Below are 22,980 nucleotides of genomic sequence, written 5' to 3'. Positions count from 1 at the left end.
TTTCTTCGTGGTGAGGGAGCAAGCACCCTCGCCACGATAGACATCCATGCTTTCGCAGTGACTAAAAATAACAAAACAGTCATGGGTTGACCCTATGTGTCGCAAAAGTTGTTGGGGTACACTCGGGGCCATTGCGAAACCGCTTTCCTACGAACCAATTGTTTAGATCTTGCGAGGTTTGCCATGGCTGACTACAAAGCGCCCCTGCGCGATATGCGCTTCGTCCTCAATGAAGTGTTCGAGGTCGCAAAACTCTGGGCCCAATTGCCGGCGCTGGCCGATACCGTAGACGCTGAAACTGTCGAAGCGATCCTGGAAGAGGCCGGCAAGGTCACCAGCAAAAGCGTCGCGCCCCTCAGCCGCGCGGCTGACGAAGAAGGTTGCCACTGGGCTGACGGCGCCGTGACGACACCGGCAGGTTTCCCACAGGCCTACAAGACCTATGCCGAGGGCGGATGGGTGGGTGTCGGCGGAGATCCGGCGTACGGTGGCATGGGCATGCCCAAGGCTGTTTCGGCCCAGGTCGAGGAAATGGTCAACTCCGCCAGCCTCTCCTTTGGCCTGTACCCGATGCTGACCGCCGGTGCCTGCCTGTCGATCAATGCCCACGCCAGCGAAGAGTTGAGGGCCGCGTACTTGCCCAACATGTACGCCGGCGTCTGGGCCGGTTCGATGTGCCTGACCGAGCCCCATGCCGGCACCGACTTGGGGATCATCCGGACCAAGGCTGAACCTCAGGCCGACGGTTCCTACAAAGTCAGCGGCACGAAGATCTTCATCACCGGCGGCGAGCACGATCTCACCGAAAACATCATCCACCTCGTGCTGGCAAAACTGCCGGACGCACCGGCCGGCCCGAAAGGCATCTCGTTGTTCCTGGTGCCGAAGTTCATGGTCAATGCCGACGGCAGCCTGGGCGCGCGCAACGCGGCCAACTGCGGTTCGATCGAGCACAAGATGGGTATCCAGGCGTCCGCCACCTGCGTAATGAACTTCGACGAGGCCGTGGGTTATCTGGTCGGCGAGCCGAACAAAGGCCTGGCGGCGATGTTCACCATGATGAATTACGAGCGCCTGGGCGTTGGTATCCAGGGCCTGGCCACCGGCGAGCGCTCCTACCAGAACGCCATCGAATACGCCCGCGACCGCCTGCAAAGCCGTTCGCCGACCGGCGCGCAGAACAAGGACAAGATCGCCGACCCGATCATCGTCCACCCTGACGTGCGCCGCATGCTGCTGACCATGAAAGCCTCTAACGAAGGTGGCCGCGCTTTTTCCACCTACGTGGCGATGCAACTGGATACCGCGAAGTTCAGCGAAGACCCCGCCACCCGCAAGCGTGCCGAAGACCTGGTCGCGCTGCTGACCCCAGTGGCGAAGGCTTTCCTCACCGACCTGGGCCTTGAAACCACTGTCCATGGCCAGCAGATTTTTGGCGGTCACGGTTACATCCGCGAATGGGGCCAGGAGCAACTGGTGCGCGATGTGCGCATTACCCAGATCTACGAAGGCACCAACGGTATCCAGGCGCTGGACTTGGTGGGACGCAAGATCGTCGGCAGTGGCGGGGCGTTCTATAAATTGTTCGCCGATGAGATCCGCCATTTCACCGCCACGGCAGGCGGCGAGTTGGCGGAGTTCACCAAGCCATTGAACGATGCCGTCGGCACGCTGGACGAACTGACCGAGTGGCTGCTCGATCGGTCGAAAAGCAACCCGAACGAAATCGGCGCGGCTTCGGTGGAGTACCTGCAAGCGTTCGGCTACACCGCTTACGCCTACATGTGGGCATTGATGGCCCGGGCGGCGTTGGGCAAGGAAAGCCAGGATGATTTCTACGCGGGCAAGCTGGGCACGGCGCGGTTCTACTTCGCTCGCCTGTTGCCGCGGATCCATTCCTTGAGCGCTTCGGTGAAAGCGGGCAGTGAGTCGCTGTTCCTGCTGGAGCCGGGCCAGTTCTGAGAAAGATCGTCATGTAAGCAAATGCTTACATGACGTGCTGGCGATTTCCCTCTATCGGCCGATTGGATCCACGGCTAATCTAGCTTCCATGGACGTAGCGCAGGACGCGCAAAAGTAACAACACGGACACGTAGGATTCTGCCAGGAAGGCGGAGTGAAATGGATGTCAGGGAAACAGTCTGCAAAGCCCCGCTTCGGCGGGGTTTTCTTTTGCCCGCGTTTTTTATCGGCGGACGCTTTCGAATCGCCTCCCGCTAGCAATTACTGAACCCCGACGAGCGGACAGGTGTCCATGGGCTATGGCAACGTGGCCATCGCTCATCAGGGAGTCATCCATGGATTTCATTCGCATCATCATCGCCATCCTGCTGCCACCGCTGGGTGTTTTCCTGCAAGTCGGGTTTGGCGGGGCGTTCTGGCTGAACATTTTGTTGACACTGTTGGGTTATATCCCCGGCATCGTGCATGCGGTGTACATCATCGCCAAGCGCTGAAGCCCTGCAGTCAGAGGATTCCTTTATTGGGGATTCCTTTGTGGTGAGGGAGTTTGCTCCCGCTGAGACGCGGAGCAGCCCCAAGCTTTTGCGATTGCTGCGCAATCGAGCGGGAGCAAGCTCCCTCGCCACAAACGCTCGTCGCTTTCATAAGCCAGCGTTCATCACCTTTCGATAAAACAACCACTCATGCTCCAGCGCATGCGCCTGGTTCATAGCCTTGCGAAAGCCGTGGCGCTCGTCCGGGTAGTAGTGCGCCTCCACTGAAACTCCATTGTCTTTCAAGGCCTCGACCATATCGCGGGTCTGCTGCGGTACGACCACGGCATCCAGCTCGCCTTGGAAAAAAATCATCGGCGCGCGGATCTGGTCTGCGTGAAGTAACGGCGTGCGCGCCCGGTAGCGCTCGGCATCCACTTTTGGGTCGCCGATCAGCCAGTCCAGGTAGTCGCCTTCGAATTTGTGCGTCGCGCGACCCAGGGCAACCGGATCGCTGACCCCGTAGAGGCTGGCGCCGGCACGGAATACGTTCCGGAACGCCAAGGCGCAAAGGGTCGTGTAACCACCGGCGCTGCCGCCGCGAATGAACGCAAGGCGGCCATCGATCAGGCCCTGCTCGTCCAGATGTGCAACGACGGCGCAGGCATCCTCGACATCCACCACTCCCCAGTTCAGATGCAGCGCCTGCCGATAGGCCCGGCCATAGCCGCTGCTGCCACGATAATTGAGGTCGGCCACGGCAAAGCCGCGCTGGGTCCAGTATTGAATGCGCGGGTCAAACATGGGGTAGCAGGCTGACGTCGGCCCGCCATGGATGAACACCACTAGCGGTGGTTTAGCCTTGGCGCCCATGGCTGGATAAAAGAACCCGTGGGCCTCACTTGAAGCAACTGGATAGCGCAAGGTTCGCGGGCGGCTGATCTGCTCGGCCGGTAGCGGCGCAACGCCGCCGGCCAGGACTATAACGTCGTGGCTTTGTCGTCCAATGGCAATGACTGCCGACGGGCTGGTGGGCGAAGCAGCAATGGTATAAACGAATTGCTCATCCACCGCCAAGCTGCGGAAGCGGCTATAGGTCCCGGTGAAATCCTCCGTCGTGCCGCGATGGCACAGGCCCAGCCGACCAAAACCCGCTTCGGTCCAGCTTGCCAGGTAGGTGTCATCGTTCATTGGCAGCCAGGTACAGCCTCCCAACTGCCAAGGCGCGGGGGCGTGATCGGCTTCGGCGGCAGTCAATGGCTCCAGGACACCAGCGTTTTCGACCCAAGGCTGCCAGTAACCGCCGCGGTCGGTCAGGCAGTAGAGGCGATTGGCCGCGTCGAACCGCGGTTGCTGGATGGATTCCTCCTCACCCTGGCCGGCCACACAGCGCGGCTCACCCCAACCTGAATCGTTGCGCTCGGCCAGCAGCAGCCGCGTAGCTGTCCAGGGCTGATGAGGGCGGCTCCACTCGATCCAGGCGAGACGCTTCTGATCCGGACTCAGGATCGGCGCAGCGTAGAAATCCGCGCCTTCGGCCAGCACGCTTCGCTGATGATCGGCCAGCCCGATCGACACCAGGCGATGCTGTTTGGCGTGCTCCTCTACCGCCAGCAATTGCCCTGGGGCGAAGTGCAGGTCGCCATATCGGCGGTCGCCCGAGGTCAGCGCCACAGGGCGACCTGCGTCCAGTGACTGGTGATACACCTGCTGGTCGGCCTCGTTGACAAACAGCACGCCATCATCGCTCAGGCAGAACGATCCGCCGCCATATTCATAGACCCGGCTGCGCACGCTGAATCCATCCGGGGTCAGGCAGCGGACCTTGGCGTCTCGCCAATGCCAGATCCGACAGGCACCGTCTTCGGGACGGTATTCGTTCCAGAACAGGCCCAGGGGCCCCAGTTGCAGCTCGGCGAAGTCGATGCCTGCCGCGACAGCCTGGGCGGCGCTGAGCGGTTCAGCCCTTGACGATGAGGCGTGAGTTTCGTTCATTGCGAAATGCCAGTTGCTCGATGGTTTGCGTGGCATGCTCGGCGTCTTCGCGAGCCTGCAGAATCATCCCATGGTGTTCGGATTTGCTGCACACCGGGTCGGCATTGCTGGCGTCGCCTGTGAGCATGAACGCCTGGCAACGGCAGCCGCCAAAATCCTTTTCCTTTTCATCGCACGAGCGGCAGGGTTCGGGCATCCAGTCATAACCCCGGAAACGATTGAAGCCGAACGAGTCGTACCAGATGTGCTGCATGCTGTGGTCGCGCACATTCGGAAACTGCACCGGCATTTGCCGGGCGCCATGGCAGGGCAGGGCCGTGCCGTCCGGTGTGACGGTCAGGAAAATGCTGCCCCAGCCGTTCATGCAGGCCTTCGGGCGTTCTTCGTAGTAGTCCGGAGTCACGAAGATCAACTTGCACGGGTTGCCTTCGGCTTCCAGCTTGGCCCGGTATTCATTGGTGATGCGCTCGGCCCGCACTAGCTGTTCCTGGGTGGGTAGCAGGCCAACGCGGTTGAGGTGCGCCCAGCCGTAGAACTGGCACGTGGCGAGTTCGACGAAGTCGGCTTCCAGGGCGATGCACAGTTCGATGATGCGGTCGATCTTGTCGATGTTGTGCCGATGGGTCACGAAGTTCAGCACCATCGGATAACCATGGGCTTTCACCGCCCGGGCCATTTCCAGTTTTTGCGCAAACGCTTTCTTCGAACCGGCCAGCAGGTTGTTCACCTGCTCATCACTGGCCTGGAAACTGATCTGGATGTGGTCCAGGCCGGCTTTCTTGAAGTCGCTGATCTTCTGTTCGGTCAAGCCGATGCCGGAGGTAATCAGGTTGGTGTAGAAACCCAGCCTGCGCGCCTCGCCAATCAGCTCCGCCAAGTCCTGGCGCACCAGCGGCTCCCCACCGGAAAAACCCAATTGCGCGGCGCCCATTTCCCGGGCTTCGCGAAAGACCTTGAACCACTGCTCGGTGCTCAGCTCTTTGCCTTGCTCGGCAAAGTCCAGCGGGTTGGAGCAGTACGGGCATTGCAGCGGGCAGCGATAGGTCAGTTCGGCCAGCAGCCACAGCGGCAGGCCAACGGCGGGCTTCTCAGGCAAGGGTGATCCAGTGCTGTGCACGGGCGACCTCCATGAATTGCTCGATGTCGTCACCGAGTTCAGGCACACCGGGAAATTGTTTGTCCAGTTCAGCGATGATTTCCGCGACATCGCGCTCGCCATCGATCAGGCCACCGATCAGCGCCGCGCTGTCGTTCAGCTTGATCATCCCTTCAGGATAGAGCAGCACATGGCCCTTCTGGGCCGGTTCGTACTGGAAGCGATAGCCGGGGCGCCAGTTGGGTTTTTTGCTGCGATCGAAACTCATAAGGCAATCCCTTTGTGCCAAACCCGTTGGTCGGTCACGGTGTGATACGGCGGGCGGTTCAGTTCGTAGGCCATGCTCATGGCGTCGAGCATGCTCCAGAGAATATCCAGTTTGAACTGGAGGATCTCCAGCATGCGCTCCTGGCCTTCGCGAGTAGTGTAGTGCTGCAAAGTGATTGCCAAGCCATGTTCCACGTCACGCCGTGCCTGGCCCAGGCGAGTGCGGAAGTACTCGTAGCCGGTCGGATCGATCCACGGATAATGCTGCGGCCAGCTATCCAGGCGCGATTGATGGATCTGCGGGGCGAACAATTCGGTCAGCGAGCTGCTGGCAGCTTCCTGCCAGCTGGCCCGGCGGGCGAAGTTGACGTAGGCGTCTACGGCGAAGCGCACACCCGGCAGCACCAATTCCTGGGAACGCAACTGGTCGGGATCCAGGCCCACCGCCTGGCCCAGCCGCAGCCAGGCTTCGATGCCGCCATCTTCACCGGGGGCGCCGTCATGGTCGAGCAGGCGCTGGATCCACTCGCGGCGGATCTCCCGATCCGGGCAATTGGCCAGGATCGCTGCGTCCTTGAGTGGGATGTTCACTTGATAATAGAAGCGGTTCGCGACCCAGCCCTGGATCTGCTCGCGAGTGGCACGGCCTTCGTACATCGCCACATGGTACGGGTGATGGATATGGTAGAAGGCGCCCTTGGCGCGCAAGGCTGCTTCAAATTCTGCGGTGGTCAATGGCGTGTCAGTCATTTCGGGCCCTCCTACAATTCGATGCTCATGCCGTCGTAGGCGACTTCGACATTGCGTCGCACCAACTCGGCCCGCTCGGGAGAGTCTTCGTCCAGGATCGGATTGGTGTTGTTGATATGAATAAGGACCTTGCGCTGCTCTGGCAGCCGCTCCAGTACTTCAAGCATGCCGCCAGGGCCATTCTGGGCCAGGTGGCCCATTTCCCGGCCGGTGCGGGTGCCGACGCCACGGCGCTGCATTTCATCGTCGTCCCACATCGTGCCGTCCACGAGCAGGCAGTCGCTGCTGGCCATGATGTCCAGCAACGGTTCGTCGACCTTGCCCAGGCCCGGCGCGTAGAACAGCTTGCCGCCGGTGCGCAGGTCTTCGACGATCAGCCCGATGTTATCGCCCGGGTGCGGGTCGAAGCGGTGTGGGGAATAGGGTGGGGCGGCGCTGCGCAGGGGCAGTGGGGTAAAGCGCAGGTTCGGGCAGGCGGCGATGGTGAAGCTCTGGTCGAGTTCGATGCGGTTCCAGCTCAGGCCACCGTTCCAGTGGGTCAGCATGTTGAACAGCGGGAAGCCGGTGCTCAGGTCTTCATGGACCATGTCGGTGCACCAGACCTGGTGCGGGCAACCTTCGCGCAGGCTGAGCAGGCCGGTGGTGTGGTCGATCTGGCTGTCCATCAGGATGATCGCGCCAATGCCCGTGTCCCTCAGTGCCCGGCCGGGTTGCATCGGGGCGAACCCCTGGAGTTGGGCGCGGATGTCGGGGGAGGCGTTGCACAACACCCAGCTCACGCCATCATCGGAAATCGCGATAGACGACTGGGTACGCGCCTGGGCCCGCAGGCTGCCGTTGCGAAAACCTGCGCAATTGGCGCAGTTGCAGTTCCACTGGGGGAAACCGCCGCCGGCGGCGGAACCTAGAATCTGGACGAACATGGCCGCTCCATCTGCAAACCAAAATGAAAAACGCCCCGGATGACCGAGGCGTGGTGTTGCGTACTACCGCCTGCAGCAATCAACGGCTGGCGAAGTACATGGTGACTTCGAAGCCGATACGCAGATCGATATATGCGGGTTTGGACCAGGACATGGGAATACTCCTTTGGTTGGGGTGGAACGGTTTGGATCTATACATATAGTCCACCTCCGTTAGGAGATGTTCAGATGCTTAGGCGGCTATGTTACTAAATCTGACAAATTCGTTCGCCGCGAATCTTTGAGAAAGCTCATTGCACGCCTGGTAACGATCATCTCGCTGCTGCTTGCCAGGGCATTCCCGGGCACGGCGCGTTGCTCAAACAGAAACGTCCGCCTTGGGCTTGGACCAAACGGTAGGCTGAGTCGATCAGTTGTTCGCGTGTCATGGACGTTATGGCGTCGGGTAACCGCTGCAAGTAATCCGATGGGCGACCGGCCAGTTTGCCCTGCCAGAGCAGTTCGGCTGCCTGGGCGATGGGCATTTCAGCGCTGTTCATCTGGCTGGCCAGGGCTTGCTGTTGGCTGGCCAGGATCGAGTCGTCAATCTGCTCGACCAGCTTCGGCAAGGTTTCCAGGAACTGCGTCATATGTTCAGACAACTGCGCCGCAGAGGCACCGGGCGACTGCGCGCCGAGCAACAAGCCGGTCCGACCATGGATCTGCTTCAAGCCACTGAACACTGCATAGCCCAACTGCAGCTCGACCCGTAGGCGCTGGTAGTAAGGGGTTTGGCACAGATGGGCGAGCAAGCGCCACCCAGCCTCGTCGGACAAGTCCTCGGTTGGCGTGGGGCAGAACATGAGTAATGCGTGGTCATCACCCAGGGTCTTGTGCGTATGCCAAGTGCGTACCGGAACAGGCGCGACCGTTAACTCCGGCTCTTCCCGGGCAACGCCTGGAGTTCGCGCCAACACGGGGGCCAGCGCCGCTTGAGTGGCCGCCGTCAGGCCGACGGCCAAACCGTCCCACTGGGCGTTCGTCCAGACGCTTTGATCGCTACCGCGCAACGACGGCGAGGCGTGTCGTGGGTTTTGCTGGAAGAAAATTGGCAATTCCCGTAACAGCTGTCGAATCGGTATCAGGGGCGCCTCGCTATCGGCCAGGACAGGCGGTAATGGCTGGCGCAGTTTTTCCATCAGGTGCTCGAATACCGACGGCATCGGCGCCTGCAAGCCGATCAGTTTCAGCAGGCATTGTTCGGCATCGGAGTCGAAGACGACGTCCACGCCGGCCTGTCGGGCATCTTCGCGCAGATCCGCCGAGTGACGATCGAGCCTGGATTGCAGGTCGGGCGATGCGGGTGCCGCGAATTGCCAACGCAGATACACCGCGCCTTCAGGCGAGGTATCCGGCAATGCCTGGCTGAACTGCAGGGGCGAACGTTCCCGGCGGCCCCGGCTGCGGTCCTGTGCGAATGTTCGCAGGCCTCGGTGGGCACTGGTCTGGCCGCGGATCAATCCGGCGCGGGGTGGTTCGCGGGTGGCTTGCAGGAATGGGTTGGGCGAGGGCAATCGCCACGGTTCGACGGGGTGATCCACAGCGTGTAATTGCTTGAGGACTTCCCTGAGGCGCATCAAGTGGTTTTCCGACAGTGGACCGTGGCGTCCTTCGCTGTCCCAGCGAGCCAATTGCAGGGCTGTTGCGGTCTCTTGCTGACGCTGGCGAAAGGCAGCGAACTCCTGGCGCATCGATGCCCAGTCATCCTGTGCGGCAAAGAACCCCAGCCAGTCGCGTAGCAGGGGTTGGCTGTCCGTTGGCGCTCGGTCGCTGTCGAGCTTTAACTCAATGTGAAGCAGTGCCTGGCCGGAAAATTCGTACAGCGACATGGCTTTGAGGCTGTCAGCCAGGCCACGCTGGCGCAACGTTGCGAGCAGCCCTCCCGGTTTATGGGTGTTCAGCCAGTGGCAGAGGAAATCAAAGGTTTGGGGCGAGGCTGCGGGCAAGTTTTCAAAAGCGAACAACGCATCGAGCGAGCCTTGTCGGGCCAACTGATAACCGGTCTCGGTCGATGTCATGAGCTTCGGCGGCGCCTGCCTGACCTGCGTTTCGCTGCTGGGTATGCTGTTGCCGAACTGGACGGCCAGCGCCGCCAGGGCATCAGTTCCTTGCGGGCCGGCCAGGCTCAAGCTCATCTGGCCGCTGTGATAGAACCGCTGAAAGAAATCGTGCAGCGCCAGTTGGAATCCAGGCTCAGGTACGGCGAGGCTGTCGCGATTGCCCGCGTGGAAGCCACGCAGCGGGTGTTCCTCCGACAATCCTTCGTACAAGGCCACCTGCCGCTGGGCCGTCGCGTCCTGGGACCAGGCGATGAACTCCGCGTGCAGCACTTCCCGTTCGCGCATCTGATCGGCTTCATCCAGGCGCGGGTGGGCGAGCATGTCTGCCAACCGTTCAAGCCCACCGGGCAGGGCGGATGGGGGCAGCTCCAGGAAAAACTCAGTGATGCGTTCACTGGTGCGCGCATTGACTTGTCCACCGTGGTCTCGCACGTAGGCCATCAGGTCCTGCCCAGCGGGAAAACGTGCCGTCCCCAGGAAGAAAAGGTGTTCGAGAAAGTGCGCCAGCCCCGGCCACGCCTCAGGTGCATCGTGGCTGCCGGCCTCCACGCGCAACACCGCAGCGCTACGCTTGAGGCCGGGAGCATGACGCAACGTCACTTGCAGGCCGTTGGCCAGGGTTTCGGTGGGGGGGCGGAGGGAATCGGGGGCCGGCATGAGCGCTTCCAGGACTGGGATGTGCTCATGCTAGCGGATTAGTCCGGATCAGTGTTTATGCAAGTCGCCGTAGAGCGCAGGACGTCGGTCGTGCAGGTAGTTGTAGGCCGCCCGCGACTGCTCGATCAGTTGCCGGTCCAATTCACCCACGATCAACGCCTCATCCAGCCCAGCCAGTGCCGGACGGCTGCCGTCCGGGGCGGCGATGCTGCTTTGCCCGCAATACTGCAGTTCACCTTCGTGGCCGCAGTAGTTGGCGTAGGCCACGAAACATTGATTTTCGATGGCCCGAGCGCGCACGGTGACATCGGCAATGAACTCATAGGGCTGCATATTGGCGGTCGGCACCAGGATCAGCTCGGCGCCGGCCAGCGCCAGGCGTCGGGCATTCTCGGGAAATTCCAAGTCATAGCAGATCAGGAAACCGAGCTTCCAACCGTTGAGCTCCACGATAGGCAGTGCTGCGTTGCCAGCGCTGAACATGGTGTGGTCGAGGTCGCCGAACAAGTGGCTCTTGCGGTAGTTGGCCAGGCGTTCGCCGTGGGCATCGATCAGTTGGACGGCGTTGTAGATCTGCCCGTCTTCGCTGCGTTCAGGGTAGCCATAAAGAATGGCCAGGCCGGCCGCCTTGGCGATGCGGCCGATTTGCTGCGCCCATTCGCCGTTGTAGACCTCGGCCAGTACATTCACCGCATCGACGCCGATGTTGTAGCCGGTGAGGAACATCTCCGGCACAACCAGCACATCGGCGCCCCTGGCTTCCAGCGCGACTTGATGCAGGCGCTGCAGGTTGCCGGCCGGATCCATGGGCAGCGGCGGGCATTGGTAAAGGGCTACGCGCATCGACAACTCCTTATTCGGGCAAGGCGATCGGACCGATTTCGTCGAACACATCACCTGGACCCGGGTTCTCGGGGTGAGTTTCACCGCCGAAGTGTTTCATGATCCCCCACACGGCATTGAGCGAGGTCTGGACCGCGCCTTCAACCCAGGCGGGTGTCCATGAGACGTCATCGCCGGCGATAAAGATCCCTTTTTGTTCGGCCGGCATGTCGTCCTGCATGAAGTGCGCATACATGCGCTGGTTGTAACGATAGTGACCCGGCAGGGCGCCTTTGAAGGCACCGAGGAAATACGGGTCGGCTTCCCATGACACGGTGATCGGATCGCCGATGATCCGTGCGGCAATGTCGACGTTCGGATAGATTTTCTTCAGCGCATCCAGTGCCAGCTTCACGCGTTTTTCCACGGGATACGGCAGCATTTTCAACGCATCGCTCATCCACGAGTAGGAGAGGCAGATCACGCCTGGCTTGTCGTCGCCATTGTCGAACAGGTAAGTGCCGCGGGTCAGTCGGTCGGTGAGGGTCATGCTCATCAGGTCACGGCCGGTTTCCGGGTCCTTGTCCTTCCAGAACGGCCGGTCGACCATCACGAAGGTCTTCGATGCTTGCATGTAGCGGGTGCGGTCCAGGGCCATCCACATTTTTTGCGAGAACAGCGCTTCTTCACATTCGATCTGGGTGGTCAGCAGCCAGGTCTGGCAAGTCACCAGCACGGCGGCGTATTCCCGGGTGTCGCCCCAGACGTCGGTGACGCTGAACCGATCATTGTCGGCGCGGGCGATGCGCTTCACGCCGCTGCGGGGCGCGCCCAGGTGCAACGAATTCAGGCTGGTGCCTTGAGGCCAATGCACGCAGCGCTCCGGCACGTGTTTCCAGATGCCGTGGGGTACTTGCTCGACACCGCCGACCACCAGGTGCTGATGGTCGTCGCAGTTGGTCATTACCACCCGGAAGATTTCCAGCATCGAGTTGGGAAAGTCCGAATCCCAGCCGCCAGTGCCGAAGCCAACCTGGCCGAACACTTCGCGGTGCTGGAACGAGAGCTTGGCGAAAGCCTTGGACGTGGCGACAAAGTCGTAGAAGGTGCGGTCGTCCCACAGTGGCACCAGGGTGTTCCACAGCTCCTTCAGGCGCGGCACGTCGCGGTCTCGGATCGCTTGCTGGATTTCGCTGAAGCGTGAGCCAGCCTCCAGTGCGTCGGCCCAGGCGTCGGCGACCTCCTGAAATAGCGCGGGAAGATCGGCCATGCTTTCCGCGTAGTAGGTCTGGCCTTCGAGATCGATGACCGTGCTGCCCGAGGCCGAGGTCAACGGGTTGGGGAAGGGTTTTGTCTCCAGGCCCAGCTTGTCGACGTAGTGATAGAACGCCGTGGACGACACCGGGAACCGCATGCCACCGAGTTCGGCAACGATGCCTTCGGCGCCGTTGAACGCCTGGGAGCGCAGGCGCCCGCCCAACTTCGACGCCTCGTACACCACTGGCTTGAGGCCCATTTTCATCAGCTCGTAGGCTGCCACCAGGCCGGCGATCCCGGCTCCGACGATCGCCACTTCGGCGCCGTGGTTGTGCTTCGGGATCATGCCCAGCCCGGCCGGGTGTTCGATCCAGTCGTCAAAGGCGAACGGAAAGTCCGGGCCGAAAATGGTGATGGGTTTCTTGCCGTTTGCGGGGTGGCGATTGTTCTTGTTCATGGCTGACCTTGAAGGGCGACTCGACGCGGGTTCGCATCTGAGTATAGGAAAGATGCCAGCCATTCTAGAGAGGGTGAAACACGTTAATAAGACGCAATGTGTCGTCGTTTTGAGAGGTTTTTCGTCATTTCTTGTTATCCGACGAGCGTTATGACGAGGTCTTCTTGCTTTGAGCGATCCTAGACCGGCTGTCCCCGGTCGATTTTGCTGCTGAGGATGATCGAAGTGGTGGTTTTCTCAACGCCGTCCACACTACCGATCTGGTCCAGCAACTGATCCAGCTGCTCCGGTGAATCCGTGCGCAGCCAGGCGACATAGTCGAATTCGCCGCTGACCGCGCACAACTGCTGGACCTGGGCCATCGTACTCAAGCGTCGCAATACGTCTTTCCCCGAGCGTGGCTGGACCTTGATTCCGACGTAAGCCTGCAAGCCGCCGTCGATAACCCGCTGCCCGAGACGCACGCCGTACCCGGTAATCACCTTGGATTTTTCCAGGCGAGCCAGGCGCGACGTCACCGTAGTGCGGGCTATGCCCAATTGTCGGGCAAGCATGGCGACACTTTCCCGGGCGTTGATTTGCAACGCCGCAATCAGTTGGCGATCGATTTCGTCGAGGACGGGAGGGCGAGTATCAGTCAAGGTCAGCTCCGGCGCAGGCATCAATGGCGGGCATCTTACAGGCTTCGGCGTGCGAAGTAGCTGATGGCGGGCAAGGCCAGCGCTCGCCAGGCTGGGGCCAAGTGCGCTTGCAAAGGCCTGAGCCAGAGGCCGTCCTCGCCCATCAGCTGTTCAGTGGGCAGTTGCAGCAAATCCTCCAGTAAGAACGACTGCGCCGTGCCTTTATCCTCATCACCTTCGGTTTCCCAGTCGTGCTCGAAACACCGCACCCGCAGCTTTCCTTCATCGAAACCCTCGAACTCGGGCCGATTGCCCAGCCATCGTGGGTGTATCCGCAGCGTGTGCGCCTGGACGTCGAGCAGCAGCAGTTGCCAACCCCGGTAGCGACCGCTCAGTTCTGTCACGTCGGTTGCCATGCAGGTCAAGGCCAGGTAGCGGCCATCCTTTGACCAGATCATCGAAGGCGCCAGATCGACCAAGGCGCAGCCCGAAGCAGTGAGCAAGTGCCCGCCGAGCCGAGGCGTACCGGCCCGCACCCAGCTGTCGGCGTATTCGGTCTCGCTGCCGAACAGCCAGGCGGCGTCCTGGTCATTCGGTGCGGGTTGGATGAAGTCGCCATCGGCGGTCGCCGCTTGCGGCCTGTCCACCAAGCGCCATGGGGGGACGATGCTTAGTTGTGAGTCCGCCGGCTGCAACTGCACCGTGTTGTAGAACAGTCGGGATTGCTCATCGGGACCACAGAAAGACGCGTCCCTGCCGACCTCTGGAGCCGCGACGTTGAAACGCTGTAGCGGGCTGCTTTGCAGGTCATTGTCGAGACGACCTTCAACCACCGCAAGGCTCAACCGGCCGTCCCGAAAATCCAGTATCCGTGCGACCCACATGGCAGGCCCTTCCAGCAGGCGTTGCTCCTGCACGTGTGCAATTACTGCATGGGTTGCGACGGTCGTCGAGCCTGCGAAGGGCAGCAACGCCAGGTAGCGTCCGCAGTCCGAGACGCGATGATCCAATAGCCAGCGCCCCGGCAGGAGCCAGTCACCGATCTGGCAGCGATAACCGCCAAGTCCTTCGGCGTTGTCGCCCAGCCAGGTCAGGAGCCCGCAGACGCCGTCCTGCAGCGGCTGCGTCTCGATGTGCGAGTCACCCCGACGGCCCTGGCTGTCCAATGGCATCACGATGGCCGTGCGGGTCAGCTTGAACTCGCCAACCTCGATCCGGCCTCGGGCGTCATGGCTTGTCTGCGTCTCGGTATCGCCGTGGATACTGTCCAGGCGGTAGCCATATCGGCCGCAACCCGGTCGCGGATAGTCGAGGTACGACTCGATATGTACCTGGCCTGCATCAAGCTTGAGCAACTGGTGCCAATAAAAGGACGGCTCGGAGGTGCTCTTGATCCAAGGCGAGGGCAGGGCGCGCCAGCCGTCATCCAATCGCCACGACCAATACCGTTCGCCCTGGGCAGCGTTGGCCTGTTCCTCGGCCAGGCACACCAGGGCACGGTGATCGCTGCTCCACACCAACGGCGCATCGGCGGCCATCAGAAGCCCGGACGGTTGTCCGTTGATGCTGATTGAATAACGTGGCGAATGCAGTGGCTCCAGGGGTTGGGCCAAATCGCGGAACGTCGCCGGCAAGACGATGTTGCCAACCAGGCGTTGTCGACCATCTGCGGACGGTCGCTCGAAGGTGTGCTGGAAATTATCCGGGTGCCAGCCGGGCTCCAGCCAAAGATCCGCGACGGGGATCAGGTCGACAACCTCTGCGGTTTGCAGCAGATCCTCCAGCCGCGCCTGGCGAGCGCTGTTGTCCACCAGCGGGCTGTAACGGCCGATTAATTCGTCAGGATTGAACGCGTCCAGTTCCCAGAACTCGCTTTCAGCGCAACGGTAAACCTTGCGCTGCTGACGATCGAGGATGACCAAGCCCCACTCCTGCCGAGACGGCACTGGCGCGGCAAGGTATCGCCCGTCGCTGGAAAACACCGCTGAGGAACCAAGCCCTTGCAGAAGCACACCGTCGGGAAACAGGTAATCGCAATAAACGGGACCGCCCATGGCGATTTCGCTGTGGTTGAACAAGCGAATCGGCTCGCCTTCAGGGGTCAATAGCGTCTCGCTTCCACCCCAGGCGCTTGGCCCTTTGCTGGAAACCGGCGCCAGCCCAAGGCGCCGCTCCCACGTGCTGACGCAGGCAAGCCCGGCAACAATGCCGATGATTGCCACGAGAATGCCCCACCACTCGGGTAACGCCCGGCCCAGGCTGAATCCAAGGCCAAACACGGCACCGACGGTCAGCCGGGCAACGCCTCGGCCCATCGCCAGAAAACCCAGCCGTGCGGCAAGCCCCATCAGCAAACCGAGCAATACGACCGCCAGCAAGGCCAGCGGCGGCGGCAGGATGGTCACGAAAAAGGCCGGCACCAGCAGGATGCCGAGTTGCCAGAAGAGTTGGAGGAACAGTCGGGGCAGGCTGGTGCTGGCGATGATGGAGGTCTCGATGGGAGGAGATTCTTTATCGTAGGTAAGTCGACACTGTGAAATTTGGTGACTTGAATGCGTGGCTTCGTAGCCCTGGGGTCCCGAGGGAAAACTGAAGGGGCCGCTACCAGCGCAGCCAGCGTCGACCGAGCAGGGCGCCCAGTATCGTCGGGACCAGCATGCCCAACAAATACCACACTGCCCAAAATGTGACCTGCATCTCGGGGCAATGAAAGGAGTAGGCAATCGTCGCCATCGAGCCGGCCAGCAGTCCGCCGCAGGCGCCTGAAAGTGTCAGGTTGGTAGGGGCGAGACCGCGTAGCGCCCAGAACACCGCGACAAATCCCGGAATCGACAACAAGGCAATATTGAGCGCGCATACCCGCCAGGTATTGCCCAGAATGATCGCAACGCGATTATCAGGTGCGGTCGCCATGAGTACATAGACAGCGCCGACCCACACCGCCGTGACAGCGGCGACAATCAGGATCTTGCCGGGCCCTGAGGTTGCTCCTGGTCTAGCCAGCCTCATGACCATGCCCAGCGCGCCGATCATCAGGCAGAGGGGAAATGCGATCTTGGCCCAGAAAATCGGTGTCGCCATGACCTCGCCCAAGTCTGGCCGCACGCCCTTTAATGTGACCATTAGCAAAATGGCGCCCAGAAGGCCGGCTAGAACCGCGATGCTGAATCGCTTGGCGGGCGCCCTGCGATCGACCGGGGCAACACCTGCGGCGAGCAGGGAAATCAAATCGTCAGTCTTCATGGTGTACCTCTCACTCTCAACGCCAGGGCTTTAAGCCCTCGGTGTATCCCGATCTTCACCGCAGACTCGGATAAGCCCGTCGTTTGAGCGGCTTCAGTAACAGACAGCCCTTCCAGTTTCACGCGTACGATAGGTAGACGTTGGCGTTCAGGCAGTTGCTCAAGCAACTTGCCCAGGTCGCGACTGGCCTGCGCAGGTTCAAGATGTGGCTCGGCAAACAGCTCTGCCGCATCGTCGAGGGAGTCGTTGAACACGTCATGGCGTGACCTCCCACGGAAAAAGTCGATGAGTTTGTAGCGCGCAATGGCAAAGACCCATGCCGTCAGCGGTTGATCTGCCTGGTAAGTCTGGCGCGCATTATGAACGGCCAGTAAAACCTCTTGCAGCAAATCCTCGATTTCACCGGGGCGCTGTTGAAGCCTCGAGCGTAGAAAACCGCGAAGATGACCGCTTAGCTCGGATAAAAACGTGCGATAAGCCCGTTCGTCTCCATCCAGGCCTGAGAGAAACAAGGACTGAAGGTGGAGTTCTCGGCTGCGCAAAGCATCGTTATCCGTAGTTCGTTCCATCGTTCGCTCTGGTTACACGAAAGGGAAAATATCTCGTTCCTGCTGCTGGCGGCAGCGAATCTTACATCCGACTTCCCGCCGTAAGGTAACAGGCAATTATGTTTGCTGGCCTGAGAAATATTTTGCGGTCGCTGTAACCGAATCCGGAACGACATCGAACTACTTGTTGGATCGCAAACACAGTGCCCCAGCACTGATGAGGCGACCAACCCATCTTCTGGAGAGAATCATGAACAACCTGAAACTTGCCACCCTCGCCATTGCCTTCTCGTCGTTCGCCGCCGGTGCCATCGCCGCCGAAACGCCTGCAGCGGCAGGCGCCATGGAGAAATGCTACGGCGTTTCCCTTGCTGGAAAGAACGATTGCAAAGCGGGCGCAGGCACTACCTGTGCTGGCACCTCGAAGACGGATTATCAGGCAAATGCCTGGAAAAACGTTCCTGCCGGTACGTGCACCTCCATCAAGACACCGAAAGGCATGGGCTCTCTAACACCTATGTAATCGCAATACCAAGGGGCTCACCGACCATGAAAACTGTATTCCAGATGGGGGCCGGACTTGGCCTGAAACCGAACCATTACCCTGATGCGTTTGATTGCGCTGCCGAGGGGCTCTGGTTCGAAGTTCATCCGGAAAACTACATGGTAGAAGGTGGCCCCCGTCTCGCGTGGCTTGAGGCAATTGGTAGCCAACACCCGTTGTCGCTGCACGGTGTTTCACTCTCTCTGGCTGCCGATTGCCCACCGGACGAAAGCCATCTGAAGCGCTTCAAGGCATTGGTCGACCGGATACAGCCTGCACTGATTTCCGAACATCTGGCCTGGTCTGCATGGCGTGGCCAATATCATCCCGACTTGCTGCCATTTCCTCGTACAGTCGAGGCGTTACAGCGCATCGCAAGCAATATCCAACGAACACAAGAAGCCCTTGGACGTTCGATCGCCATTGAAAACCCCACTCACTATCTGAGCTTGCCGGGGCATGAATTCAGCGAAATAGAGTTCTTGACCGAACTGAGCATAAGGACTGGCTGCGGGTTGCTGCTGGATATCAATAACGTCCATATCAGCGCGCATAACTTGGGCTTTGATGCGTCGAGTTATCTGGATGCCTTCCCGGCCGAGGCGATCATGGAAATCCATCTGGCAGGCCACGCGGTGGACCCGGGAAACACGCAATTGCTGATAGACACGCACGATGCCCCCATCGCTGAAGATGTCTGGCAGTTGTATCGACGCGTTATCGAACGGATCGGGATGCGTCCGACCCTGATCGAGCGCGACGACAACATCCCTGGGTTCGATGTCTTGCTGGCTGAACGAGCCAGGGCGCAGATGTTATTGAACATTGGGAACCGGCGAGTATCGGAAGTGACGATATGAACACCTCGCTGGCAGGTTTCCAGGATGCATTCATCGATGCGTTATATGAACGTAATTCGACGGAAATGACGACGCTGATCGAACAGCCCGGTTTTTTGGTGTACCGCAATACGGTGTTGAAAGGATCGGTGGACGCATTAGTTGCAAACTTTCCCACCGTCGAGCGCTTGGTTGGTACCGAGTGGATCAAGGCTGCCGGGACTGTCCATGTCCGGCAGTCGCCCCCGACGGATTCCCGATTGCTGCAATACGGAGCGGGCTTCCCGGACTTTCTCAATGCTTTTGAACATGCGCGAGAGTTACCTTATCTGGGCGATGTCGCCCGCCTGGATCTGCTTTGGACCCAGGTCCATTGCGCGGCGGATGAGCCCGACGTCGATCCCAGCGAACTTGCGAATCTATCCCCAGCGGACTTGGCTCTCAGCCGACTCACACCGAAGGCCGCTTGCCGTTGGGCGTGGTTCCCGGACAACCCTGCCTATACCCTCTGGCGTTTCAATCGGGAAGAGCGGGGCATACCCGATGAACTCGACTGGCGCGGCGAAGGAGCGCTTCTGACGCGCAAGCAAGCCCAAGTGTGTTGGCAAGCCGCCAGTGTCGCGGATTGTAGGTTCCTGGATGCCTGCGCGGCACACCTACCGCTTGGACAGGCCGCAGAAAAGGCCCTTGAAGTTCAGCCTGACCTGGATTTTTCAGAACTCATTGCCCGCTTGTTCAGAGCCGACGCGTTCGCCTCTGTAAGCATCCCATAACACCCACTTGCCCAGCGGAGCCCATCATGGACGCGATACGAAAAACTTCGTCCACAGCCGACCAATCCTTGAGAAGTATCTGGAACCGCATTGCAGACCGACTTGGCTTGATAGTGGGTGATTCGCTGTTGGTGCTGGTTGCCCGTCTAGCCATTGCGGCCATTTTCCTGATGTCGGGACGGACCAAAGTCAGTGGCTTTTTGACGGTCACGCCCAGTACCTATGAGTTGTTTCGCACGGAATACTCGTTGCCGTTAATCACGCCGGAACTGGCCGCGCATCTGGCAACCTACAGTGAGCATCTTTTTCCATTACTACTGGTGCTTGGCCTGTTCTCGCGGTTGTCCGCATTGGCATTACTGGGCATGACTTTGGTAATCCAAGTGTTTGTCTACCCTGATGCCTGGCCAACCCATCTTTCCTGGGCAGGCTTGCTATTGCTCATCGCCGCCCGTGGCGGTGGTGCGGTGTCGCTGGATCGGCCACTTGGCATCAAGTGAACCACCTATAACCTTGTGCCCCCGGAAACGACGAAAGCCGCGCAATGCGCGGCTTTCAATTTGGTGGGCCCACACGGACTCGAACCGTGGACCAAAGGATTATGAGTTGCCGGGCGAGTTGCTATGCCTAGAGAAATCGTTCGAAGGTGAATGTAGGTTGGCATAGCTGGAGGGCCCGTTGTTACTGGTGTTGAGCGTAGTTTTGAGAAAGTTGCTCAAGCTAGGCATTGTACCGTGGTTGTACTGATTTGCCGCGCGCTCGCCGTAGATATGCATGGCTATGAGTTTTCTAAAAGGTCTGTCTTTGGGCAGCAGGAGCGCTTCATGGTTTGAAGCGATTGTTACTTCTGGCAGCTACGCTGCGTTCTGTCGAAAGCTACTACATTCAGTGAGGATATAATGAGGTTAATGGAAAGAGGCTCGCCGGCAGTCCATAGTTGCGGCCGACGCTAAAAGGTATGTCCACATAGACGTCTGCTCTGGAAACGTGGTCGCCCAGCCGCCGAAGCTCACCATTATCAGAGGTGTTGATCTGGCTCGAATGCCTTCTGAATTGGGCCGTGTCAGAAGAGAAATTATAGCGTTACAGAGTTTACAAAAAAGGCGCGCTAGATTGAGAGGCGCACCGGGACCAAACCTAAAAATTGGAAAGCTCATTCTGCGCGATCTGCTGTTTAACGAGGGCGAATCTGCCGGTAACCTTCATTGCAGAACCATTCAGAATCTCTAAGCCCCTCATAAAGCGCGGTTCGCCAAGAGTTCCGGTCGCGCCAAAATCGTGTCCTGAACTGCTGGTCTAGGTGCTGGCCGATGCCTGTTGGCCCTGTGGCTTCGCCCAATTCTTCTAATGAGTATGAAATATCTGCCATCTCACTGGCTGCCTGGGCCGCATAAAGTTCTGGTAAGCCTAGTACTTCGAAATGGTGATTTGCCCGTGCAGTCAGTACTTCGCTCCAGACTGCAGGTGGCCTTATTGTGAAGGCGACTGCAGGCGGTGACGACGGGATAATCTTTGCGATCAGCCAGCGCTCAGTTCCCAGATCGTCGTAGTAGGGGTGAAGTGTTTGATCTTCTGCCCGAGCCGCGACGCCCGCCAGCTTTCGCTTGTTGCAGTCCGAGCAGGCGGGTACAAGGTTCACCGGTGTGAGATTGAGCGCTGGATAGAGGCTTTGGGGCAGGTAATGGTCTACTGTTGCGACTATTCGCTGGCCGCACAGCGGACATATCCCAAATTCGGGTGCCATTTTTATTTGCTCGTAAAGCAGTCTCGATGGGGAGTTGTTACGCGCAAAGTGACTCTTGTAGATGACACCCATGAGCGTCCCATCTAGCTCCGAAGTAACGACGTCGGTCGCTTCCATCTCGTAGAGTTTTCCAGCTGGGGCTAGCTCGCGATAGGCAGTTTCAGTCTTCCGGATGACGGGTAATGCAGCTAGCAACGCTTGAGCACGTTCCTCTATGGTGATCCCCGAAGCGCATGTTTGAACAGCTTCCGTTGCGTCAAATTGCGGCAGAGGTAGACGCTTCATGGGGCGTTCCTCCGCGCGACAAGGCTACGAGCGAGCGCTTGTGCTTCGGCCCCCAATTGACTTCCAAAATGTTGTTCAACAGAGCCGTAACTAGCACCTGGCTGCGTGGCTGCTGCTGTTATCAGTTGATGGAAACCTGAATGAGTGACTTCTAGACCAAAAACCTCGCGAGTCAGCACACCAGCGCTTTCCCCGAACGTTTCGGTAGATGGACGTTCAACCGCAGCAACAGTCCGGGTGCGTCTCAGCATCCATACACAACTCTTCGGTACCTCCTGAAGCACCACTGGTGAGTGTGTCGATATTAAGGCAACGCCGTTTCTGGCTACTAGTAAGTCGGCCACGGTGCGGATGAATGCCGACAATAGGGGGGGATGCAGATGTCCTTCAGGTTCATCGAGAACCACAAACGTTTGCTCATCAACGAGCTCGACCAAACGTGTCGTCGTGAGCAGCACAATTGCATGCCCCGAACTCAGCAGCTTGAAGAAGCGGGTTGCTCGTTGCTCCCAGTCGAAGGCAGGTTCTAAGAGAGTCTCAACACTGGTTTCGGCGAAGAGTGGATCAGTCGAAAGCGTAGCAACGGCGCCAAGCCAGCGAGTCCTGCGTGGTTCGCTCCGGCATCTCTCGAGGCTTAGAACAAAATCTTTTGCAAGATCGTCCGGTGTCTTGTGTTCCTCAATCACTCGCCCGTCGACTTCTCGCTGTGCTCGAAGGCCAACAAAAGTCACAGCCGTTCGCTGGGACGCCACTGATGGCAGCTCAAAGCTGTCAAATGCGCTGAAGGAGACTGACACTAAGCCAGTGAAGGCCCACTCCTGCTGGTTCTCACCCAGACGCTGCAGAACGCCCCGCGGTGCTCTTTCAGTATCTCGCTCCAAAATCGTGTTGATGATGCTCTGAATACAGCGTGTTTTCCCTGCTCCATTCCTCCCAACCAATACATGAAGATTCGTTGGAGGATCGACGTTAGGGATCACACTGAATTGCATGACTGGCGGAGGTGGAGGTGGGGGTAAACCTTCCTCTGCTCGTTCGGACGGGAAAGTAAACTGGAATTCGAACTTTGTAAGTATCGGGTTGCCGTTTGCCAGCCGGTTCAGTCGATTCCTTACGTTCGGTTCGTGAACGGAGCGCAATAGCGATCTCGCCATGACGTTCTCAGCTCGGTGCCGGTTGAATATGGTGAGGTCATGTGCGCAATCACAAAGTGCCCTGAGTATTTGGACACCTAAGCCGTTGGGAAGCGCAACCAATGTCGCGTAATAATCCTCGTCTTGACCCAGCGAAAAATGCACTGCGGGATCCAGGGCGATGAAGTTATCGGGAAGAGTAGGATAGCGTGTTCCGACCGGAGTATCAGCACCCCCCTCACCGGCTAGGAGACCGACTTGCCCTATTTTCACGGAGCCTGGCCTATGGCGAGTTCCGTTTGCGTCGAACACGAACAGCGTGTACATCGTTCGATAACTAAACCAATCATCCCAGTTATCCACGACCAAGTAGGCTTGTGAATGGCCTACCGTAGGCAATAGCTGACCTTGGCGAAGTACTGTAAACATTGGCTTTCAACCTGATTCCCTGGCTGGTGGCATTATGCTCACATCGGAGCCTGATGGCTACAGA

At 59.4% G+C, this 22,980-nt stretch carries 21 protein-coding genes; 6 read left to right on the top strand and 15 right to left on the bottom strand.

Annotated elements, in window-relative coordinates:
* Nucleotides 1–183 precede the first annotated feature (183 nt).
* Nucleotides 184–1,962, top strand: a complete 1,779-nt coding sequence (locus tag VQ575_RS24435) for an acyl-CoA dehydrogenase C-terminal domain-containing protein (RefSeq protein WP_325918585.1) — start codon at nt 184–186, stop codon at nt 1,960–1,962.
* A gap of 335 nt (nt 1,963–2,297) precedes the next feature.
* Entirely contained in the window at nt 2,298–2,456 is a 159-nt protein-coding gene (locus VQ575_RS24430; protein WP_003177654.1) for a YqaE/Pmp3 family membrane protein, read from the top strand.
* Between the two features lie 147 nt (nt 2,457–2,603).
* On the opposite strand, the gene VQ575_RS24425 is transcribed toward VQ575_RS24430, so the two are convergent.
* The 13 genes from VQ575_RS24425 to VQ575_RS24365 all read right to left on the bottom strand — a co-directional run bounded on the left by VQ575_RS24425 (nt 2,604) and on the right by VQ575_RS24365 (nt 17,190).
* Nucleotides 2,604–4,430 (bottom strand): S9 family peptidase, encoded by a 1,827-nt coding sequence (locus VQ575_RS24425; protein WP_325918583.1) that lies wholly within the window; start codon nt 4,428–4,430, stop codon nt 2,604–2,606.
* Nucleotides 4,396–5,526, bottom strand: coding sequence for a pyrroloquinoline quinone biosynthesis protein PqqE (gene pqqE / locus VQ575_RS24420; protein ID WP_411829990.1), 1,131 nt, complete (start codon nt 5,524–5,526; stop codon nt 4,396–4,398). Before pqqE ends, VQ575_RS24425 begins: the two co-directional genes overlap by 35 nt.
* Nucleotides 5,519–5,794, bottom strand: a complete 276-nt coding sequence (gene pqqD, locus VQ575_RS24415) for a pyrroloquinoline quinone biosynthesis peptide chaperone PqqD (protein WP_039590715.1) — start codon at nt 5,792–5,794, stop codon at nt 5,519–5,521. Before pqqD ends, pqqE begins: the two co-directional genes overlap by 8 nt.
* A complete protein-coding gene (gene pqqC, locus VQ575_RS24410; protein ID WP_039590717.1) occupies nt 5,791–6,543 on the bottom strand; it encodes a pyrroloquinoline-quinone synthase PqqC in 753 nt (250 codons plus the stop codon). Before pqqC ends, pqqD begins: the two co-directional genes overlap by 4 nt.
* Nucleotides 6,544–6,554: 11 nt before the next feature.
* Nucleotides 6,555–7,466, bottom strand: coding sequence for a pyrroloquinoline quinone biosynthesis protein PqqB (pqqB, locus tag VQ575_RS24405; RefSeq protein WP_325918579.1), 912 nt, complete (start codon nt 7,464–7,466; stop codon nt 6,555–6,557).
* Nucleotides 7,467–7,545: 79 nt separating this feature from the next.
* The gene (gene pqqA, locus VQ575_RS24400; RefSeq protein WP_003177660.1) at nt 7,546–7,620 is read right to left on the bottom strand and encodes a pyrroloquinoline quinone precursor peptide PqqA; all 75 of its coding nucleotides are present in this window, start codon (nt 7,618–7,620) and stop codon (nt 7,546–7,548) included.
* A 157-nt stretch (nt 7,621–7,777) separates the two neighbouring features.
* Nucleotides 7,778–10,222 carry a pyrroloquinoline quinone biosynthesis protein PqqF gene (gene pqqF / locus VQ575_RS24395; RefSeq protein ID WP_325918576.1) on the bottom strand — a complete coding sequence of 815 codons (2,445 nt, stop codon included), beginning with the start codon at nt 10,220–10,222 and terminating at the stop codon, nt 7,778–7,780.
* A 48-nt stretch (nt 10,223–10,270) separates the two neighbouring features.
* Entirely contained in the window at nt 10,271–11,065 is a 795-nt protein-coding gene (locus tag VQ575_RS24390; protein WP_039590723.1) for a carbon-nitrogen hydrolase family protein, read from the bottom strand.
* Nucleotides 11,066–11,075: 10 nt separating this feature from the next.
* Nucleotides 11,076–12,758: a flavin monoamine oxidase family protein gene (locus tag VQ575_RS24385; RefSeq protein ID WP_045157120.1), complete on the bottom strand. Its 1,683-nt coding sequence runs from the start codon at nt 12,756–12,758 to the stop codon at nt 11,076–11,078.
* A 179-nt stretch (nt 12,759–12,937) separates the two neighbouring features.
* Nucleotides 12,938–13,399, bottom strand: coding sequence for an Lrp/AsnC family transcriptional regulator (locus VQ575_RS24380; RefSeq protein ID WP_039590881.1), 462 nt, complete (start codon nt 13,397–13,399; stop codon nt 12,938–12,940).
* 35 nt (nt 13,400–13,434) lie between these two features.
* Nucleotides 13,435–15,876, bottom strand: coding sequence for a hypothetical protein (locus VQ575_RS24375; RefSeq protein ID WP_411829989.1), 2,442 nt, complete (start codon nt 15,874–15,876; stop codon nt 13,435–13,437).
* Between the two features lie 103 nt (nt 15,877–15,979).
* The gene (locus VQ575_RS24370) at nt 15,980–16,621 is read right to left on the bottom strand and encodes a DUF1109 domain-containing protein (RefSeq protein WP_039590727.1); all 642 of its coding nucleotides are present in this window, start codon (nt 16,619–16,621) and stop codon (nt 15,980–15,982) included.
* Nucleotides 16,618–17,190, bottom strand: coding sequence for a sigma-70 family RNA polymerase sigma factor (locus VQ575_RS24365; RefSeq protein ID WP_039590729.1), 573 nt, complete (start codon nt 17,188–17,190; stop codon nt 16,618–16,620). The genes VQ575_RS24370 and VQ575_RS24365 overlap by 4 nt, the downstream gene beginning before the upstream one ends.
* 229 nt (nt 17,191–17,419) lie before the next feature.
* Between VQ575_RS24365 and VQ575_RS24360 the strand changes: the two genes are divergently transcribed.
* From VQ575_RS24360 to VQ575_RS24345, 4 genes are read left to right on the top strand one after another with little or no spacing between them, the layout of a single operon-like run.
* Entirely contained in the window at nt 17,420–17,692 is a 273-nt protein-coding gene (locus VQ575_RS24360; protein ID WP_039590731.1) for a BufA1 family periplasmic bufferin-type metallophore, read from the top strand.
* Between the two features lie 26 nt (nt 17,693–17,718).
* A complete protein-coding gene (gene bufB / locus VQ575_RS24355) occupies nt 17,719–18,573 on the top strand; it encodes an MNIO family bufferin maturase (RefSeq protein WP_039590734.1) in 855 nt (284 codons plus the stop codon).
* The gene (locus VQ575_RS24350; protein ID WP_325918571.1) at nt 18,570–19,325 is read left to right on the top strand and encodes a DNA-binding domain-containing protein; all 756 of its coding nucleotides are present in this window, start codon (nt 18,570–18,572) and stop codon (nt 19,323–19,325) included. Before bufB ends, VQ575_RS24350 begins: the two co-directional genes overlap by 4 nt.
* A gap of 26 nt (nt 19,326–19,351) precedes the next feature.
* Entirely contained in the window at nt 19,352–19,825 is a 474-nt protein-coding gene (locus VQ575_RS24345) for a DoxX family protein (RefSeq protein WP_045157116.1), read from the top strand.
* A 674-nt stretch (nt 19,826–20,499) separates the two neighbouring features.
* Here the strand turns inward: VQ575_RS24345 and VQ575_RS24340 are convergent.
* Nucleotides 20,500–21,354, bottom strand: coding sequence for an HNH endonuclease (locus tag VQ575_RS24340; RefSeq protein WP_325918568.1), 855 nt, complete (start codon nt 21,352–21,354; stop codon nt 20,500–20,502).
* Nucleotides 21,351–22,916 carry an AAA family ATPase gene (locus VQ575_RS24335; protein WP_325918566.1) on the bottom strand — a complete coding sequence of 522 codons (1,566 nt, stop codon included), beginning with the start codon at nt 22,914–22,916 and terminating at the stop codon, nt 21,351–21,353. The genes VQ575_RS24340 and VQ575_RS24335 overlap by 4 nt, the downstream gene beginning before the upstream one ends.
* Nucleotides 22,917–22,980: the final 64 nt, after the last annotated feature.

This window comes from Pseudomonas frederiksbergensis (assembly GCF_035751725.1).
Classification (GTDB): domain Bacteria; phylum Pseudomonadota; class Gammaproteobacteria; order Pseudomonadales; family Pseudomonadaceae; genus Aquipseudomonas; species Aquipseudomonas frederiksbergensis_A.
Note: the sequence above shows the minus strand (reverse complement) of the source record. Positions and strands in the feature narration are given on the sequence as shown.